Raw genomic sequence first — 16,817 nt, 5'->3', positions numbered from 1 at the left:
TAACAATTGTTGTCGCCCCCTTCCTTGACACGGAGTCGCTACCATTATCAGCGGACCAAACATAATCCCCGGCGAATGCGCTGCCGGAGAACAGCAGCGAAGCAGCCATCAACGCATTCAGCAATCCATTCTTCATAAAATCTCTTCCAAAAAAAGGTGAACTTCGTATCGATCATCGGCTGATGCTGAACTTCCCCGGCTTTTGCTGGCGAGGCCCGATCAACATACAGGACGACAGGTTGATAACCTGCAACTCAATTTGAGCGCCACAATGGGATTGCATGTTGTTATTTTTGGAACACGCGCGACCGAATTGGTCAGACCATGAAAAATCCCATCATTGCTTAGCGGACCGTCGCTACATCAAAGAGAAAAATCAGATTGAGCCACGATCATAAAAAAACCCGATGGAACGCATCGGGTTTTTTTCGGAAAGGCACATAAGAGCGTGCCACTCTGAAATTAATAATCTATACCGAGCGATTGGATGCCTTCGACGTATGACCCAATTTTCCATAAAGCAAATCCATCAGCAGGTATTGCCTGTCCCGTTCCATAGCATGCACTTTGTGCTGCAACACGCTTCGGGAAATTTCATCCTTTGTCTGCGTAGGCGTCCCAGCGTCTGATTCATCTGGTGGGACATACGTGATGGACGTAATACCATTAACGAACGGATTCCCGTGACCTCCCCACGGATCCATTGACTCTACCGCTTCACGATACTTGACACTCAATCCGAATCTGTAGGCGAAATCGTTCGGCTGAGACAAAATCACATGCCCCATTTTTTTATAGATATCCATTGCTGAACTGCCCTTTGCCTTCTCGGCGGCATACATGGCTTTCAATTCGGCATTGCACGCATCGGCTTGTCGTTTATCGATCATTTTACTTTCAGGAGTGATCGGAATTCTCGTAGTCGCGTAGTAATCCGGCCCCCCATAAATTGCGTCGCTGCAGTCACATGCGGCCCCATCGCCGAAGAAAGCCCAAGTCTCGAGCCGTTGATACCGTTCCTCCTCGGTATAGTTGTTAGCAAAGCGAGCCAACTCTTCAGGTGTCCAGGCCGTCAACAAGCTGAGATCTGCATCCTTATCTTCCGACTCCTTATTTGACAGCGCCACCGCCTTATCAGACAGGGTCACGGCCTTCGATGCGGGGGGGCTTTCGATATATTTTTGCTTCGCAGAACCCATGACTTCGGTGAAGCGGGCTTCCCCATTCGCGTCCGTAGTGAACCGCGTGGACGAATAGTTGAATCCGAGCGGGCCGCTCGGACCTGACAGCGTTGAATTGGATACTTGCACAAGCAGCTCCTGATTGATTCCAGCAATTGACACCCCTGACTTCTTTTCCAAAAGCGCTACAAAGGCAGGGAATTGGATCTTTCAATCTAGAACGGCGAAAGGCCTATCACGTTGCCTTATGGGCAACGTGATAGGCCCAAAAGGTAACGTGTGGATGTGATCGAGCCAGGCTCACGCGCCGATAGTGGCCGTTTACCGCGCGCGGGAAGGTGGAGAGGTGTCTTCGCGCATGGCAATCACCCGCTCAACGAAGCGCGTCACGTTCTGGCGTGCGACGCGGGTTGAGCGCAGGAGCCAGGTCGTCAACGCCGCCGGCTCGGCCAGCGGACGGCTGAGGATGCCGAGTTCCCAGCTTGAAAGGGCCTGGGAAGCGCCCACCAGTGCGAGGCCGACGCCAGCGGCCACCATCGAAAGCATGAGATAGGTCGATTGCACCTGCGCCGCCACGAGAGGTTGGGCCGAACCCTTACTGATCAAGCGGTCGATTTGCCGGCGGCATCCCTCGCAATACTTGGGATCGCCAAGTACCAGGGGATGCCTGAGAACCTCGCTCAATGGAATCACTTCCATCGCCAGCAGCGGGTGGCCGGTGGGGAGAATCACATGGATCGGGTCTTGCCAGGCTCGTTCAGCCACGATGCCGCGGCCCACGTGGTCGGATGGCGCGAAACCCAGGTCGTAAAGGCCTTGGTCCAGGCCTGCGAGCTGCTGGGCGAACGGCACCTCCGAAAAATGAATGACCACGCGCGGCTCGTCCGCGCGGCAACCGGCCATCAACGTGGCCAGTCGCGTCGGGTTCATTCCTTCTGACAGGGCAATATGTAGCGCGCCGCGATTGCCAACGGCCACGCCTAGGACGCTGTCGCGCGCCTGACCGATTGCGCTGAATATGGCCGGAATGTGCTCCCGTAGCGCTTCCCCCTCCGGCGTGAGCAGGGTGCCACGGTTGGACCGCACAAAAAGAGACACCCCCAAGGTGGTTTCCAGCGATTGAATCGCCCGAGACAACGGCGAGATTTCAATATGCAGCCGTTCGGCGGCGCGGCGATAGTTCAACTCGTCGGCCAACACAGCGAAGTACTTCAGCAGTCGCAAGTTCATTCTGAGTATTTCGGTGACGGTGATCGTACGTTGCGGTGAACGTGATCAGTCTGGCGGGGTATTGCGCGGTCAATAGATTGTAGCGACGGCCTTCATGATTCAGCGTCGGCTGACGCTGCTTTCCGTCTTCTATTGCATCAGGTGAAACCGTCCGAATCTGACGGCATAGGCGACGATTCGGGAACAGGCCGAAGCGCTGCGGGTCAGCTTGCGAACTGCCCGAGCCAATATCGAAGTTGACGCGGCCAGGAGGATCGGACGCGATCGGATTTCAGCGCTGGCGCCGGCGATATCGCGCGCCGACGCCGGGGCTTTTTTCAACGCGCTATGGGCGCGATCCGCTCATCGGCCGTCCACCGCGCCAGCACCGGCCATGACGACGGCATCGTCCCCTCCCAGCGCCTGATAGACCTTCACCTGATTCACCAACCGATTCAGGGCATTCTCGTCCCGCGCGATCTCGGCTGCGCGCCGTTTCTCTTGCGCATCCAGCCAGAACCGCAACGACACCGATCCCGCTCGGTAGCGCACCTCGTACAGGCGCTCCGCCTCGCGCGCCGCCTTCAGCGACGCGTCCAACTGCTCCGCCTGCAGGCGCAACTGCGTCCGGTTCGACAACGCGTTTTCCACATCCGCCATGGCCTGGTACAAGGCCTGCCGGAAGCTCACCACCCGTTCGTCGAAATCCGCGCGCGAGACCTTCAGGTTCAGGTTCAGGCGGTTGAACTGCAGGAACGGCAGCGTCAGCGCCCCCGTCAGCGTGCCCACGGGGTTCTGCAGCACATTCGACAGCGTCGGGCTGGAGCTGCCCAGCGCGCCGGTCAGGTTCAGGGTCGGATAGAAACTGGCGCGGGCCGCGTCGATGTTGGACAACGACTCCCGCAGGCGCAGTTCGGCGGCGCGCAGGTCCGGACGGCGGCCCAGCAGTTCGGCCGGCACGCCTTCGCGCGCCTGCGGCAGCGGGTACTGCGGCAGGCGTTGCGGGTCGGCCATGGTGCGGTCGGGCGGGCCGTCGAACAGGATCGCCAGCGCGTTCACGTATTCCACCCGTTGCTGCACCAGCAGCGCGTGCGCCGCCTGCTGGCTGGCCACGGTCTGTTCGGCCTCGGCCACTTCCAGCGCCGAGGCGCCGCCGGCGGCGTATTGCGCGCGCACCAGTTCCTGCGTCTTGCGGGCGTAGGCGATGCTCTCCAGGCTGCTGGCGATGCGCTGGTTGATGAAGGCGGTCTGCCAATACAGCGTGGCGGTCGTGCCCACCAGCGACAGCGCGGAGCTTTGGCGGTCCTGCTCGCTGGCGAGCGCTTCCCACTCGGCGGCGTCGAGCTGGCGCGACAGCTTGCCCCACAGGTCGACCTCGTAGCCGATCGACAATTCGGCGCTGTTGGTGCGCGTGATTTCGCGTTCGCCGCGCAGGTTGCGCGCGCGCGTCACGTTGCCGGTGCCGGACAGTTGCGGGATCAGTTGGTCCTGCGCCAGCCCGGCCTGCAATTGCGCGCGGCGCACGCGGATGGCGGCGGCGGCCAGGTCGTTGTTGCGCGCCAGCGCGCCATCGACCAGGCCGTCCAGCACCGGGTCGTTGAAATTGCGCCACCAGGCGCCGCCAGCGGCCAGCGCGTTGGCCGGCGCGTCGGCGCCCGTGCCGTGGAGCCAGGCGGCCGGCGACTGCGTCCGCGGCGTTTCGTATTCGCTCTTGAGCAGGCCGCCGCAGCCGGCCAGGGCCAGCACCAGAGCCAGGGCGGCGGGTTTGCGGATCAGGGAAACAGCTTTCATCGTTCTCATTCCCGGGCCAGGGCCTCGACGGGATCCAGGCGCGCCGCGTTGCGCGCCGGGAGATAACCAAACAGCACACCGATCAGGGTCGAGCAGGTGAATGCCGCCACCATCGACGCGGTGGAATAGATCATGCGGAAGGACCCGCCGGTCGCTTTCGAGACCAGCACGCCCAGGCCCAGCGACAGCGCGATACCCACGGCGCCGCCGATCAGGCAGACCAGCACGGCTTCGATCAGGAACTGCTGCATGATGTCGCTGCGCCGCGCGCCCACCGCCATGCGCACGCCGATCTCGCGGGTACGCTCGGTGACCGACACCAGCATGATGTTCATGACGCCGATACCGCCCACCATCAGCGAGATCAGCGCGATCAGCGATACCAGCAGCGTCATGGTGGCCGTGGTGCGCTCGATGGTCTTGCGGATGGCGTCGGTGTTGAACACGAAGAAATCCTTCACCACGTGGCGCCGCAGCAGCACCTTGGTGATGGCCTGCTCGGCCGCCGCCGGCGGCGCGGCGTCGTTGACGCGCACGGTGATGCTTTTGAGGTGCTGCTGCCCCAGCACGCGCGACAGCGCCGTGGTGTAGGGAATCCACACGTTCAAGGTCTCGTTGTTGCCGAACACCGTGTCGTTCTTCTTGGTGACGCCGATCACCCGCGCCGGCATCGACCCCAGGAACACCACCTGACCGATCGGGTCGGTGTACGAACCGAACAGGGTCTTGCGGGTGCTCTCGTCGATCACCACTTCCTGGGCGCGCCGCGCCACGCTGGTGGCGTCGAAGAACTTGCCCTGCGCCAGCTTGACGGCGCGCACCCGGAAATACTGCTCGCCCACGCCCTGGATCGAGCCATTCACCGCCACGTTGCGATAGCGCAGCGTGTTGCTGGTGGAAACCTCGGGCGTGACGCTGTCCACGTAGGACTCGCGTGACAGGGCCTCGGCATCGGCCGGCACCAGGGTGCGGATGGTCAGGGCCTTTTCGTCGCCGAAGTCCTTGCCGGGAAACACTTCGACGGTATTGGTGCCGATCTCGCTGATGTCTTCGAGGATCTTCTGGCGCGAACCCTCGCCCAGCGCCACCACTGACACCACCGCGGCGATGCCGATGATGATGCCCAGCATGGTCAGGGAGGTGCGCAGGCGGTGCGCGTTCATGGCCAGCAGCGCCATGCGCAGCGCTTCGCCGCAGCGGTCCAGGTAGGCCTGCCAGGCCGGCCGCGGCGGCAGCGGCGCCGCCTCCTCGCGCTTGACCTCGATGCGCGGCGCGTCGGGGTTGCGCTGGTCCGAGATGATCTCGCCGTCGCTGATCTCGATGATGCGCTGCGCGTGCCGCGCCACGTTCATGTCGTGGGTGACCAGGATGATGGTGTGGCCGGCGGCGTTCAGTTCCTCCAGGATGCGCAGCACTTCCTGGCCGGTGTGCGTGTCCAGCGCGCCGGTCGGCTCGTCGGCCAGGATGATGTCGCCGCCATTCATCAGCGCGCGGGCGATGCTCACACGCTGCTGCTGGCCGCCGGACAACTGGCCGGGCCGGTGGCCGGTGCGTTCGCCGAGCCCCAGGCGCTCGAGCAGGTCGGCGGCGCGTTTCAGCCGGGCCTCGCGACGCTTGCCGGCGTAGACGGCCGGCACTTCGACGTTGCCCTGCGCCGTCAGGTCGGACAGCAGGTGGTAGCGCTGGAAGATGAAGCCGAAATGCTCGCGGCGCAGCTCGGCCAGCTCGTCCGGATCCAGTTCGCCCGTGCTGCGGCCGCTGACGCGGTAGTCGCCGCTGGTGGCGCGGTCCAGGCAGCCCAGGATGTTCATCAGGGTCGACTTGCCCGAACCGGACGCGCCGACGATGGCCACCATTTCCCCGGCCTCGATGGTCAGGTTGATGTCCTTGAGAACGGCGATGGTCTGCTCGCCAGCGGGGAATTCGCGCCGGACGCCGGACAGCGAAATCAACGGTTCGGCCATGTCAGCGTCCCGCCGCGGCGGCCACCGGCGCGGCGTCGGCCGACACCACGCGCTCGCCCACCTCCAGGCCTTCCAGCACCTGCGCCTGCACGTTGTTGTTCATGCCGATCTTGACCTTGCGGGTCTCGGTCTGGTTGTCCTTGCCGACCACCCGCACCTCGTAGCGCCCGTCCTCGCCGCGCTTGCCCAGGGCCGAGGCCGGCACCACCACGGCGTCGCGCGCCTCGCCCAGCACGATGGAAACCTGCGCGGTCATGGAGATGCGCAGCTTCTCGTCGGGGTTGGGCACGTCGAACAGCCCGTTGTAATAGACGGCCGCGCTGGTGGATGTGGAGCTGGACGAGGTCAGCGACGTGGCGGCGTCGTCCTTCTGGATCGAATCCGGCGCCGGCTCCACCGCGCGCAGCGTGGCGTGATAGCGGTGGTCCGGCTCGCCCAGGATGGTGAAGTACACGGGCAGGCCCGGCTTGACGCGGGTCACGTCGGCCTCGGAGATTTGCGCCTTGATGGTCATGGTGGCCACCTGGGCCACCTTGATGATGGTGGGCGCGCTCTGGATCGCGTTGACGGTCTGGCCTTCCTTGGTGACCACCGCCACCACCACGCCGTCGATGGGCGACACGATGCGGGTGTAGCCCAGGTTGACCTTGGCCTTGTCGACCTCGATCTCGGCCTGGACGATCTGGGCGTCGAGCGCGGCGATCTCCGCCCGCGTCACGCTCAGCGTGGCCTCGGCAGATTCATACGCCTCGCGTGAACTGGCGTCGGCCGCCAGCATCTGGCGCTGGCGGCGAAACGCCAGCTCGGCCTGCTTCAGGGTGGCGACCTTGGCGGCGCGCTCGGCGCGGCGCGTCTGCAGCGCGGCCTGTGTATTACGCAATTCATTCTGCTGGGTCAGGTCGTCGATCTCGGCGACCAACTGGCCTCGGGTCACCCGATCGCCCAGCGCCACCTTGAGCGACTTCAACTGGCCGGTGGCTTGCGCGCCGACGCTGACACGCTCGATGGCATCCATGGTGCCGCTGGCCAGCACACTGTCTTCGAGGTTGCCGCGGACGACCTCGGCCACGGCGAAAGTAGGCGGCGGCGGCGACGAGAAGAAGGCGGCGCGGACGCCAAAGGCGATGATCAGGAGAACGACGGCGATCAGGACGTAACGCTGGACTTTGCTACGAGGCTTTTTCATTGAACCAGTTCGGAGGAGGCGGCGGAGGCATCGTCCACCGCTCGAATAACTCGATACGGATCGGGCCGGCTGTGCGTACCCATACTGCCCGCTCATCCTAAACGGGGGGCTGCGTCAAAGCATGGCCAATCTGTGGCGAAAGGGTGAAAAACGGTAAAGGCCCCGGCATTGGGTCCGGGGCGGGCAAAATTGTTCCGTTGCACGAACGATACATCTGTTGCGGCGCATTAGCGTTTCCATTCTATGGAACCGTGCCGCCAACATGGTGCCATCTTGCCGCATCCCTATCCCAGATGGGCCATAGATGGCGCCTATCTTGTCGCCACTGGCGATCGCGGAATGCGGCGGCGCAAAAAAACCACGCCTCGACATAGGGCGACGATAGGGACAGAATGAATGCAGTTAAGCCGTATCCGTGTCCAATCCGCCCCCCTCCCCCTCTTCAAACAGCGCCGCCCCGGAATTTTCCGGGGCGGCGCTGTTGTGCGTGCTGGCCATGCTGAACCACGTGGCGCTGACCGGAGGACGCATCACCGTGTCCCTGACAGCGCTGCAGATGGGCTTGTCGACCTTCAAGGTCGGCACCCTGGTGGCCGTGTTCGCGGTGCTGCCCATGCTGTTCTCGGTGCGCGCCGGCCGCTGGGTGGACCGGGTCGGCATCGTCCGGCCGCTGGTCATCGGCACCACGCTGGTGGCGGTCGGCACGGCGCTGCCGTTCCTGTCGCAGACCCAGTTCGCGCTGCTGGTGGCGTCCTGTTGCATCGGCATCGGCTTCATGCTGCACCAGGTGGCCACGCAGGACCTGCTGGGCCATGCCGAGCCGACCCAGCGCCTGCGCAATTTCTCGCTGATGTCGCTGGCGCTGGCCGGTTCGGGTTTCTCGGGTCCGCTGATCGCCGGACTGGCGATCGACCATCTCGGCACCCGGCTGGCCTTCGGCCTGCTGACGCTGGGCCCGCTGCTGTCGGCCGCCGGCCTGTACGCGCTGCGGCACCAATTGAAGGCGGTGGATTCGCAACTGGCCGGCGCCAAGGAAGCGCAGCGCCGCCGCGTGACCGAGCTGCTGGCGGTGCCCGCGCTGCGCCGCATCCTGATGGTCAACACCATCCTGTCCGGGGCCTGGGACACGCATCTGTTCGTGGTGCCCATCTTCGGCGTCGCCATCGGCCTGTCCGCCACCACCATCGGCGTCATTCTTGCGTCCTTCGCGGCGGCAACGTTCATCATCCGCCTGGTTCTGCCCCTGATCCAGCGCCGGGTGCGTTCCTGGACGCTGGTGCGGGTGGCGATGGCCACCGCCGCCATCGACTTCATGCTTTACCCGCTGTTCACCGACGTTGGCGTCCTGATCGTGCTGTCCTTCATCCTGGGGCTTGCGCTGGGATGCTGCCAACCGAGTATGCTTTCACTACTGCACCAGCATTCGCCGCCGGGCCGCGCCGCTGAAGCCGTGGGGCTGCGGATGGCGCTGATCAACGGTTCCCAGGTGTCCCTGCCGCTGACCTTCGGCGCGCTGGGTGCGGTCATTGGCGTCGCTCCCCTGTTCTGGGCCTATTCCGTGGCCCTGATGGCCGGGGGGTGGGCCAATCGCAACCCCCCGCTCGAGCCTGACCGGAAACCGTAGTCGTGAACATGCAGTCCTCTCCTCCCGTGGCCGGCGCCAGCCTGCCTTTCCGCCTCTGGACCCCTGAAGAACGGCAGGCATCGTTGCAGGATGCCTTGCGCCATTGGCGCGACGGCGAGGACGTCTGGGTATATGGGTACGGGTCACTGATCTGGCGCCCCGACTTCGATTTCGAAGAGCGCCGCCTGGCCACCCTGCGCGGCCACCACCGCGCGCTGTGCCTGTGGTCGCGGGTCAACCGCGGCACGCCGGAATGCCCCGGGCTGGTGTTCGGCCTGGATCGCGGCGGCTCCTGCCGCGGCGTGGTCTACCGCCTGGCCGGCCGCCAGGTGCCGACCTATTTCCCCGCCCTGTGGGACCGGGAAATGTCCACCGGCGCCTACCTGCCCCGCTGGATCAATTGCAGCACGGAGGCCGGCCCGGTCCGCGCCCTGGTCTTCATCATGAACCGGGACAACCCGGCCTACATCCGCGCGCTGCCCGAGGCCGAGCTGCTGGCCATCGTGCGGCGGGCCGCCGGCCGCTACGGCCCCTGCACCGACTACGTGGTGCAGACCGCCCAGGCCCTGCGCGCCGCCGGCATCCACGATGCCCGCCTGGACGCCATCGCCCGGCGCCTGGAACAGGACAGCCACACCCTGCCCGAGGGCGCCTGAAGCGAGCCCGGCGCGGGGCCGCCAGGCCTGGCCGAAAGGCGCCAGAGGCCCTCGCGGCGCAAAAACTTGTCCGGCCCCTGCGCGGGGTCAATGAGGGGAGCGTTTCTTCGGCGGTATAAACTGCTTGTTATCAACGCTGAATCAAACGTCCCATGTCTGTCTCCGATCTGCGTCAAAGCTACGAAAAGAACGTGCTGCTGGAAAGCGAGGCCGCCGCGTCCCCGTTCGAGCAGTTCACCCGCTGGTTCGACGAGGCCCTGGCCGCCAAGGTGCCCGAGCCCAACGCCATGACCCTGGCCACCGTCGACGCCGCCGGCCAGCCCAGCGCCCGCATCGTCCTGATCAAGGGTTTCGACGAACACGGCTTCACGTTCTTCACCAACTACGAGTCGCGCAAGGGCGCCGACCTGCTGGCCGAGCCGCGCGCCTGCCTGCTGTTCTTCTGGCAACCGCTCGAGCGCCAGGTGCGCATCGAGGGCGTGGTGGAAAAAGTGCCGGCCGAGGAATCGGACGCCTACTACCACAGCCGCCCGGCCGGTTCGCGCATCGGCGCCTGGGCCTCGCGCCAGAGCCAGCCCATCACCCGCGCCGAACTCGAAGCCCGCGAGCAGGAATTCCGCGCCCGCTACGGCGACCAGCCGCCGCGCCCGCCGCACTGGGGCGGCTACCGCCTCAAGCCCACCTCGATGGAATTCTGGCAAGGCCGGCCCTCGCGCCTGCACGACCGCCTGCGCTACGTCGCCGACGGCCAGGGCTGGAAGATCGAGCGCCTGTCGCCCTGACGCCGCCGGGCGCCGGCCACGGCGCCCGCCCCATTTCTCAATTGCATGCCAGCCTCCTCCCCTGATTTCGACGCTGCCTTCTTCCGCACCGCGCTCGGCCGCTACGCCACCGGCGTCACGGTCGTGACCACCGCCGACCTCGATGGCGCCCCCATTGGCCTGACGGTCAGCTCGTTCAATTCGGTGTCCCTGAATCCGCCGCTGGTGCTGTGGAGCCTGTCGCGCAATTCCTCGTCGCTGGCCGCCTTCGAGCAGTGCCAGCGCTACGTGGTCAATGTATTGAGCGCCGACCAGATTGCGCTGGCGCGGCGCTTCGCCACCGGCAAGACGCCGGACCGTTATGCCGGCCTGACCGTGCACCACGCGCCGGGCGGCACGCCGATGCTGGACGGCCATTGCGCCGCCTGGTTCGAATGCCACAACCGCAGCCGCTATGTCGAGGGAGATCACGTCATCATGGTGGGAGAAGTCGAACGTTGCGGCCATAGCGGCGAACCGCCGCTGGTCTTCCACGCGGGCGGTTTCGACCTGACGCCCGCCGGCGCCCGTGCGGAAGGCGGGAAGCCATGAGCGCCGACATCGATTGCGTCGTCATCGGCGCGGGCGTGGTCGGCCTGGCCATCGCCCGCGCCCTGGCCCAGTCGGGCCGCGAGGTGCTGGTGGCCGAGGCCACCGAGGCGATCGGCACCGGCACCAGCTCGCGCAATTCCGAAGTCATCCACGCCGGCATCTATTACCCGGCGGGCAGCCTCAAGGCCCGCCTGTGCGTGCGCGGCAAGCATCTGCTGTACGCCTATTGCGCCGAGCGCGGCATTCCGCACAAGCGGCTGGGCAAGCTGATCGTGGCCACCAGCGCCGAGCAGGCCGCCCAGCTCGAAGGCATCGCGCAGCGCGCCCGCGCCAACGGCGTGGACGATCTGCAGTTCATTTCCGGCGAAGACGCCATGCGGCTGGAACCGGCGCTGCGCTGCACGGCGGCGCTGGTGTCGCCGTCCACCGGCATCGTCGACAGCCACGCGCTGATGCTGGCCTACCAGGGCGATGCCGAGAACGCCGGCGCCCAGTGCGTGTTCCACACCCCGCTGGTGTCCGGCCGGGTGCGCCCCGAAGGCGGCTTCGATCTGCAGTTCGGCGGCGATGACGCCATGAGCCTGAGCTGCAACGTGTTGATCAATTCGGCCGGCCTGCAGGCGCCGGCGCTGGCGCGCCGCATCGAGGGCGTGCCGGCCGCCAGCATCCCCACCGATTACCTGTGCAAGGGCAGCTATTTCACGCTGTCCGGCCGCGCGCCGTTCTCGCGCCTGATCTACCCCGTGCCGCAACACGCCGGCCTGGGCGTGCACCTGACGCTCGACATGGGCGGCCAGGCCAAGTTCGGCCCCGACACCGAGTGGGTCGGCACCGAGGACTACACCATCGACCCGGCCCGCGCCGAGGTCTTCTACGCCGCCGTGCGCAGCTACTGGCCGGCCCTGCCGGACGACGCCCTGGCGCCGGGCTATACCGGCATCCGCCCCAAGATCTCCGGTCCGCACGAGCCGGCCGCCGATTTCGTCATCGCCGGCCCGGCCGCCCATGGCGTGCCCGGCCTGGTGAACCTGTTTGGCATAGAATCGCCCGGGCTGACTTCCAGCCTGGCACTGGCCGAGGAAACCCTGGCGCGCCTGGCGGACGACGCTTCTTCTCATTCTTCCCACTGAATCATGCAGCACAACGACTACATCCTGACCCTGTCCTGCCCCGACCGCACCGGCATCGTCTTCCGCGTCAGCGGCCTGTTGTTCGAATCGGGTTGCAACATCCTCGATTCGCAGCAGTTCGGTGACGAAGAGACCGGCCGCTTCTTCCTGCGGGTGCACTTCGACCTGCCGGCCGGCGCGGCCCCGGACGCGCTGCGCGCCCGGCTGGACGAGATGGCGGCCGAGTACGGCATGGATTTGCAGCTTCATGACGCGCGTCGCAAGGAACGCCTGCTGATCATGGTCAGCAAGCAGGGCCACTGCCTGAACGACCTGCTGTTCCGCGTGCACAGCGGCCAGTTGCATGCCGAAGTGGCCGCCATCGTCTCGAACCACAACGACTACGCCAGCCTGGCGGCGTCCTACGGCATCCCGTTCCACCACCTGCCCGTCACGCCCGACACCAAGGCGGAACAGGAACGCCAGGTGCTGGCGCTGGTGGACCGCTACGAGATCGACCTGGTGGTGCTAGCGCGCTACATGCAGATCCTGTCGGCCGACATGTGCCGCGCGCTCAATGGCCGCGCCATCAACATCCACCACAGCTTCCTGCCCAGCTTCAAGGGCGCCCGCCCGTACCACCAGGCGCATGCGCGCGGCGTCAAGATCATCGGCGCCACCGCCCACTTCGTCACCTCGGACCTGGACGAAGGCCCGATCATCGACCAGGACATCGAGCGCGTCGACCACACCATGACGGCGCAGGACCTGACCCAGGTCGGCAGCGACATCGAGTCGCTGGTGCTGTCGCGCGCCGTGCGCAGCCACGTCGAGCACCGCATCCTGCTGAACCGCAACAAGACCGTGGTGTTCCGCTAGGACAGTGCCGGCGCCCGCATTCCTTGGCGGGGCGCCGCCCGCCTCATGAACGCCGGCCCCCGTGCCGGCGTTTTGCTTGACCCGCCTCGGCTGCGGGAAACTGGCGCTCGACCAGCGCCAGCGCCTTTTCCTGCAGCGGCGAACGATCCTCGTCCGGCCAGATCACCTGGCTGACCGAGCGCGCCTCGTGCTCGAACGCGATGAACCGGGTGCCCGCCAGGCCGCTGCGCGACAGGCACGACGGCACGATCGACACGCCCAGCCCCTGCGACACCAGCGAGGCCACGCTGAGCCAGTGGCGCACCTCGTGCCGGACCACGGGCATGAAGCCCGCCGCCACGCACAGCGACAGCACGGTCTCGTAATAGCTGGGTGAAGCGGCGCGTGCGAAGAATACGAAATCGTCGCCGGCCAGGTCCGCCAACGCCAACGAACGCCGCCCGGCCAGCGCATGGCTTTGCGGCAGGCACACCACGAAGGGTTCGGCCAGCAGGTCGCGCGCCGCCACCCCGGCCGGCACGGGGTTGGCATGGATGAAGCCCAGGTCCTGCTCGCCGCGCCGCACCGCCTCGATCTGGTCGTGCGAATTCAATTCGGTCAGCACATGTTCCACGTCCGGCAGTTCGGCCCGCATCGACGCCAGCAGCGCCGGCAGGCCGCGGTACAGCATCGAGCCCACGAAGCCGATGCGCAGCCGGCCGCGCAGGCCTGCGTCGACCCGCTGCACCAGCATGCGCACGTCCTCGGCCTGGCGCAGCAGCGTCAGGGCCTCGCGGTACAGCACCTGGCCGGCGGCGGTCAGTTCGACGTGCCGGCTGGTGCGCGCCAGCAGGCGCGCGCCGACGTTGTCCTCGAGCTGGCGGATGGCGTAGCTCAAGGGCGGCTGGGAGATGTGCAGGCGCGCGGCGGCGCGGCTGAAATGGCGTTCTTCGGCCACGGCGATGAAATAGCGCAACAAGCGCGGATCCAGGTCCATCGGTCTCCTCCCGGGGCGCGCCTGCCGACGGCGCCCGAGATCCATATTTTTATTGGATAGGTCTACACCAAAACGGTATTTGTATAGATTAATCCATCATCGCACCATTCCGGAAACTCCCCTTTTGCGCAGGATGCCGCCATGGATACCCCCGCCCAGCCCCCCGTCGCCCCCGCCCACGCCGCCACGCCCGTCCCGGACGCGCGCGGCCTGAACCTGTTCCGCGCCGATCCGTACGCCGCGCCGCTGGCCCGGCGCTACCTGCCGGCCGCGCTGCACGCGCACCTGCTGCCGCACCTGGACCGCCTGGGCGGACTGGCCGGCGGCCTGATGGACGAGCTGGCGGCCACCGCCGACAAGCATCCCCCCACTCTGTCGGTGCGCAGCCGCGCCGGCGCCGACGAGTCGCGCATCGACAAGCATCCGGCCTATATCGAGCTGGAACGCCTGGCCTACAGCGAATTCGGCCTGGCGGCGCTGTCGCATCGCGGCGGCGTGCTGGGTTGGCCCGAACCGATGCCGGCCGCCGCCAAGTACGCGCTCAGCCATCTGTTCGTGCAGGCCGAGTTCGGCCTGTGCTGCCCGGTCAGCATGACCGACTCGCTGGCGCGCACGCTGCGCAAGTTCGGCGACCCGGCGCTGGTCGAGCGGGTGCTGCCGCAGGTCACCAGCCAGGACTTCGACGCCCTGCGCCAGGGCGCCATGTTCATGACCGAACAGGGCGCCGGCTCGGACGTCAGCGCCACCGAGGTCACGGCCACGCGCCAGGACGACGGAAGTTGGCGCATCCACGGCGACAAGTGGTTCTGCTCCAATCCCGACGCCGGCTTCGCCATGGTGCTGGCGCGCAGCGAAAGCGAGCCCGGCCTGAAGGGCGTGTCGCTGTTCCTGCTGCCGCGCGACCTGGCCGACGGCACGCACAACCACTACCGCATCCTGCGCCTGAAGGACAAGCTCGGCACCCGTTCCATGGCCAGCGGCGAAATCCGCCTGGAAGGCGCGCTGGCGTGGCTGGTGGGCGAGCGTGGCAAGGGCTTCAAGCACATGGCCGACATGATCAACAACTCGCGCCTGTCCAACGGCATGCGCGCGGCCGGCCTGATGCGCCGCGCCGTCACCGAGGCCACGTACGTCTCGCAGCACCGCCGCGCGTTCGGCAAGCGCCTGATCGACATGCCGCTGATGCAACGCCAGCTCGTGAAAATGACGGTATGGGCCGAACAGGCCCGCAGCGTCATGTTCCAGACCGCCCGCGCGCTGGCCGACGCCGACCAGGACCAGGGCGATGCGGCGCTGGCGCGCATCCTGACTCCCCTGATCAAGTTCCGCGCCTGCCGCGATGCGCGCAAGGTCACCGGCGACGCCATGGAAGTGCGCGGCGGCTGCGGCTATATCGAGGAATGGACCGAGCCGCGCCTGGTGCGCGACGCGCACCTGGGCTCGATCTGGGAAGGCACCAGCAACATCGTGGCGCTGGACGTGCTGCGCGCCATCAAGAAGGAAGGCTCGCTGCCCGCGCTACGCCGCCATATCGACCAGTTGCTGGCCGACGGCCTGCCCTGCCCGCCCGCGCTCGCCGCCACCCAGGCCGATGCGCTGGAGCGGACCTATGCGCTGGCCGAACACGCCGCGCAGGGCGACCACGCCGAACTGGCGCGCCAGGCCGCATCGCTGCTGTACCACGCGGTGTCGATGGCGGCGCTGCGCTGGGAAGCCGCCGGCGAGGGCCTGGCCAGCCGCGCGCTGCTGGCCGACCAGGTGCTGCAGCACCGCCTGGCGCCGCGCGATCCCTATGCCATTCCCGCCGACGAAAGCGCCGCCTGCCGCGGCATCCTGCAACACGCGCTGTAGCCTGGCGCCCCCGACGCCGACGGCACAGCCGGCGCGCCCACCACTGGAGACAACCATGAAACGCCTGTTCACCCCCTTGCTGCTGGCGGCCGCCGCCATCGCAGCCGTCCCTCCCGCGCTGGCGGCCGACGCCTATCCGTCGCGCCCCGTCACGCTGGTGGTGCCGTTCCCGCCCGGCGGCCCGACCGACGCGCTGGCGCGCCGCCTGGCCGAAAAGCTCAAGCAGCCGCTGGGCCAGACCGTCATCGTCGAGAACCGCGCCGGCGCCGGCGGCAACATCGGTTCCGAATACGTAGCCGCCGCCAAGCCGGACGGCTACACCATCCTGTTCGGCACCTCGGGACCGCTGGCCATCAACGTCAGCCTGTACAAGAACCAGGGCTACAACCCCGAGACCAGCTTCGCGCCCATCATCCGCATCGGCCACCTGCCCAACATCCTGGTGGTGAACCCGTCGGTGCCCGCCAACAACGCGCAGGAACTGATCGCCTACGCCAAAAAGAACCCGGACAAGCTCAGCTATGCCTCGTCCGGCAACGGCGCGTCCTCGCACCTGGCCGGCATCCTGTTCAACCAGATGGCCGGCACCCGCATCATGCACATTCCCTACAAGGGCACCGGGCCGGCGCTCAACGACCTGCTGGGCGGCCAGGTGTCGATGTCGTTCACCGACATCCTGACGGCGCTGCCATACATCAAGGCCGGCAAGCTGCGCGCCATCGGCCTGGCCAGCGCGCAACGCTCGGACGCGCTGCCGGACCTGCCGACGCTGTCCGAACAGGGCCTGTCGGGCTATGACGTCAGCGTGTTCTTCGGCATCGTCGCGCCCAAGGCCACCCCGCCCGAGACCGTGGCCAAACTGAACCAGGCATTCCAGGCCGCGCTGTCGGACCCCGCGATCGAACAGACGCTGCGCAGCCAGGGCATCGTGCGCGCCCAGGACCAGACGCCGCAGGGACTGTCCCGCTTCATCACGACCGAAGTGCCCAAGTGGCGCACGCTCATCAAGAGCGCCAACGTTTCCATCGACTGACCGCAG

General features: G+C 66.5%; 14 protein-coding genes. 8 read left to right on the top strand and 6 right to left on the bottom strand.

From position 1 onward, the window contains the following. Positions 1-470: 470 nt before the first annotated feature. The 5 genes from SB816_RS23830 to SB816_RS23810 form a co-directional block, all read right to left on the bottom strand. Positions 471-1,310 (bottom strand): hypothetical protein, encoded by an 840-nt coding sequence (locus SB816_RS23830; RefSeq protein WP_123767394.1) that lies wholly within the window; start codon positions 1,308-1,310, stop codon positions 471-473. Between the two features lie 192 nt (positions 1,311-1,502). Next, positions 1,503-2,411, bottom strand: a complete 909-nt coding sequence (locus SB816_RS23825; RefSeq protein ID WP_410547628.1) for a LysR family transcriptional regulator — start codon at positions 2,409-2,411, stop codon at positions 1,503-1,505. A gap of 342 nt (positions 2,412-2,753) precedes the next feature. After that, positions 2,754-4,181, bottom strand: coding sequence for an efflux transporter outer membrane subunit (locus SB816_RS23820; protein ID WP_064525584.1), 1,428 nt, complete (start codon positions 4,179-4,181; stop codon positions 2,754-2,756). A 5-nt stretch (positions 4,182-4,186) separates the two neighbouring features. Beyond that, positions 4,187-6,145, bottom strand: coding sequence for a MacB family efflux pump subunit (locus SB816_RS23815; RefSeq protein ID WP_410547627.1), 1,959 nt, complete (start codon positions 6,143-6,145; stop codon positions 4,187-4,189). Between the two features lies 1 nt (position 6,146). After that, positions 6,147-7,331 carry an efflux RND transporter periplasmic adaptor subunit gene (locus SB816_RS23810; protein ID WP_410547626.1) on the bottom strand — a complete coding sequence of 395 codons (1,185 nt, stop codon included), beginning with the start codon at positions 7,329-7,331 and terminating at the stop codon, positions 6,147-6,149. A gap of 496 nt (positions 7,332-7,827) precedes the next feature. On the opposite strand from SB816_RS23810, the gene SB816_RS23805 reads away from it, so the two are divergent. The 6 genes from SB816_RS23805 (at position 7,828) to purU (ending at position 12,951) form a co-directional block, all read left to right on the top strand. After that, positions 7,828-8,955 carry an MFS transporter gene (locus SB816_RS23805; RefSeq protein WP_049077478.1) on the top strand — a complete coding sequence of 376 codons (1,128 nt, stop codon included), beginning with the start codon at positions 7,828-7,830 and terminating at the stop codon, positions 8,953-8,955. A gap of 2 nt (positions 8,956-8,957) precedes the next feature. Then, on the top strand, positions 8,958-9,611 hold the full coding sequence (locus tag SB816_RS23800; protein WP_049071574.1) for a gamma-glutamylcyclotransferase: 654 nt from the start codon (positions 8,958-8,960) through the stop codon (positions 9,609-9,611). A gap of 152 nt (positions 9,612-9,763) precedes the next feature. Continuing rightward, positions 9,764-10,393, top strand: coding sequence for a pyridoxamine 5'-phosphate oxidase (gene pdxH / locus SB816_RS23795; RefSeq protein WP_049071573.1), 630 nt, complete (start codon positions 9,764-9,766; stop codon positions 10,391-10,393). A gap of 45 nt (positions 10,394-10,438) precedes the next feature. Then, positions 10,439-10,963 carry a flavin reductase family protein gene (locus SB816_RS23790; RefSeq protein ID WP_054501819.1) on the top strand — a complete coding sequence of 175 codons (525 nt, stop codon included), beginning with the start codon at positions 10,439-10,441 and terminating at the stop codon, positions 10,961-10,963. After that, positions 10,960-12,093 carry an NAD(P)/FAD-dependent oxidoreductase gene (locus SB816_RS23785; RefSeq protein WP_059269379.1) on the top strand — a complete coding sequence of 378 codons (1,134 nt, stop codon included), beginning with the start codon at positions 10,960-10,962 and terminating at the stop codon, positions 12,091-12,093. The genes SB816_RS23790 and SB816_RS23785 overlap by 4 nt, the downstream gene beginning before the upstream one ends. 3 nt (positions 12,094-12,096) lie before the next feature. Further along, entirely contained in the window at positions 12,097-12,951 is an 855-nt protein-coding gene (purU, locus tag SB816_RS23780) for a formyltetrahydrofolate deformylase (RefSeq protein ID WP_054501821.1), read from the top strand. A 43-nt stretch (positions 12,952-12,994) separates the two neighbouring features. Here the strand turns inward: purU and SB816_RS23775 are convergent, their stop codons facing one another. Next, positions 12,995-13,927, bottom strand: a complete 933-nt coding sequence (locus tag SB816_RS23775; RefSeq protein ID WP_054501822.1) for a LysR family transcriptional regulator — start codon at positions 13,925-13,927, stop codon at positions 12,995-12,997. A 141-nt stretch (positions 13,928-14,068) separates the two neighbouring features. On the opposite strand from SB816_RS23775, the gene SB816_RS23770 reads away from it, so the two are divergent. Together SB816_RS23770 and SB816_RS23765 are read left to right on the top strand one after the other, a co-directional pair. Next, entirely contained in the window at positions 14,069-15,778 is a 1,710-nt protein-coding gene (locus SB816_RS23770) for an acyl-CoA dehydrogenase family protein (protein WP_410547625.1), read from the top strand. Positions 15,779-15,833: 55 nt separating this feature from the next. After that, positions 15,834-16,811 (top strand): Bug family tripartite tricarboxylate transporter substrate binding protein, encoded by a 978-nt coding sequence (locus SB816_RS23765; protein WP_278992890.1) that lies wholly within the window; start codon positions 15,834-15,836, stop codon positions 16,809-16,811. Positions 16,812-16,817: the final 6 nt, after the last annotated feature.

The sequence above is a fragment of the Achromobacter sp. SIMBA_011 genome, from assembly GCF_046535435.1.
GTDB lineage: Bacteria > Pseudomonadota > Gammaproteobacteria > Burkholderiales > Burkholderiaceae_B > Achromobacter > Achromobacter dolens.
Note: the sequence above shows the minus strand (reverse complement) of the source record. Positions and strands in the feature narration are given on the sequence as shown.

What these genes read in the sequence shown, in the direction of transcription:
- purU (WP_054501821.1), top strand. Translation starts at nt 12,097, where the DNA reads ATGCAGCACAACGACTACATCCTGACCCTGTCCTGCCCCGACCGCACC.
- SB816_RS23765 (WP_278992890.1), top strand. Translation starts at nt 15,834, where the DNA reads ATGAAACGCCTGTTCACCCCCTTGCTGCTGGCGGCCGCCGCCATCGCA.
- SB816_RS23805 (WP_049077478.1), top strand. Translation starts at nt 7,828, where the DNA reads ATGCTGAACCACGTGGCGCTGACCGGAGGACGCATCACCGTGTCCCTG.
- SB816_RS23810 (WP_410547626.1), bottom strand. Translation starts at nt 7,331, where the DNA reads ATGAAAAAGCCTCGTAGCAAAGTCCAGCGTTACGTCCTGATCGCCGTC.
- SB816_RS23775 (WP_054501822.1), bottom strand. Translation starts at nt 13,927, where the DNA reads ATGGACCTGGATCCGCGCTTGTTGCGCTATTTCATCGCCGTGGCCGAA.
- pdxH (WP_049071573.1), top strand. Translation starts at nt 9,764, where the DNA reads ATGTCTGTCTCCGATCTGCGTCAAAGCTACGAAAAGAACGTGCTGCTG.
- SB816_RS23785 (WP_059269379.1), top strand. Translation starts at nt 10,960, where the DNA reads ATGAGCGCCGACATCGATTGCGTCGTCATCGGCGCGGGCGTGGTCGGC.
- SB816_RS23820 (WP_064525584.1), bottom strand. Translation starts at nt 4,181, where the DNA reads ATGAAAGCTGTTTCCCTGATCCGCAAACCCGCCGCCCTGGCTCTGGTG.
- SB816_RS23770 (WP_410547625.1), top strand. Translation starts at nt 14,069, where the DNA reads ATGGATACCCCCGCCCAGCCCCCCGTCGCCCCCGCCCACGCCGCCACG.
- SB816_RS23790 (WP_054501819.1), top strand. Translation starts at nt 10,439, where the DNA reads ATGCCAGCCTCCTCCCCTGATTTCGACGCTGCCTTCTTCCGCACCGCG.
- SB816_RS23825 (WP_410547628.1), bottom strand. Translation starts at nt 2,411, where the DNA reads ATGAACTTGCGACTGCTGAAGTACTTCGCTGTGTTGGCCGACGAGTTG.
- SB816_RS23815 (WP_410547627.1), bottom strand. Translation starts at nt 6,145, where the DNA reads ATGGCCGAACCGTTGATTTCGCTGTCCGGCGTCCGGCGCGAATTCCCC.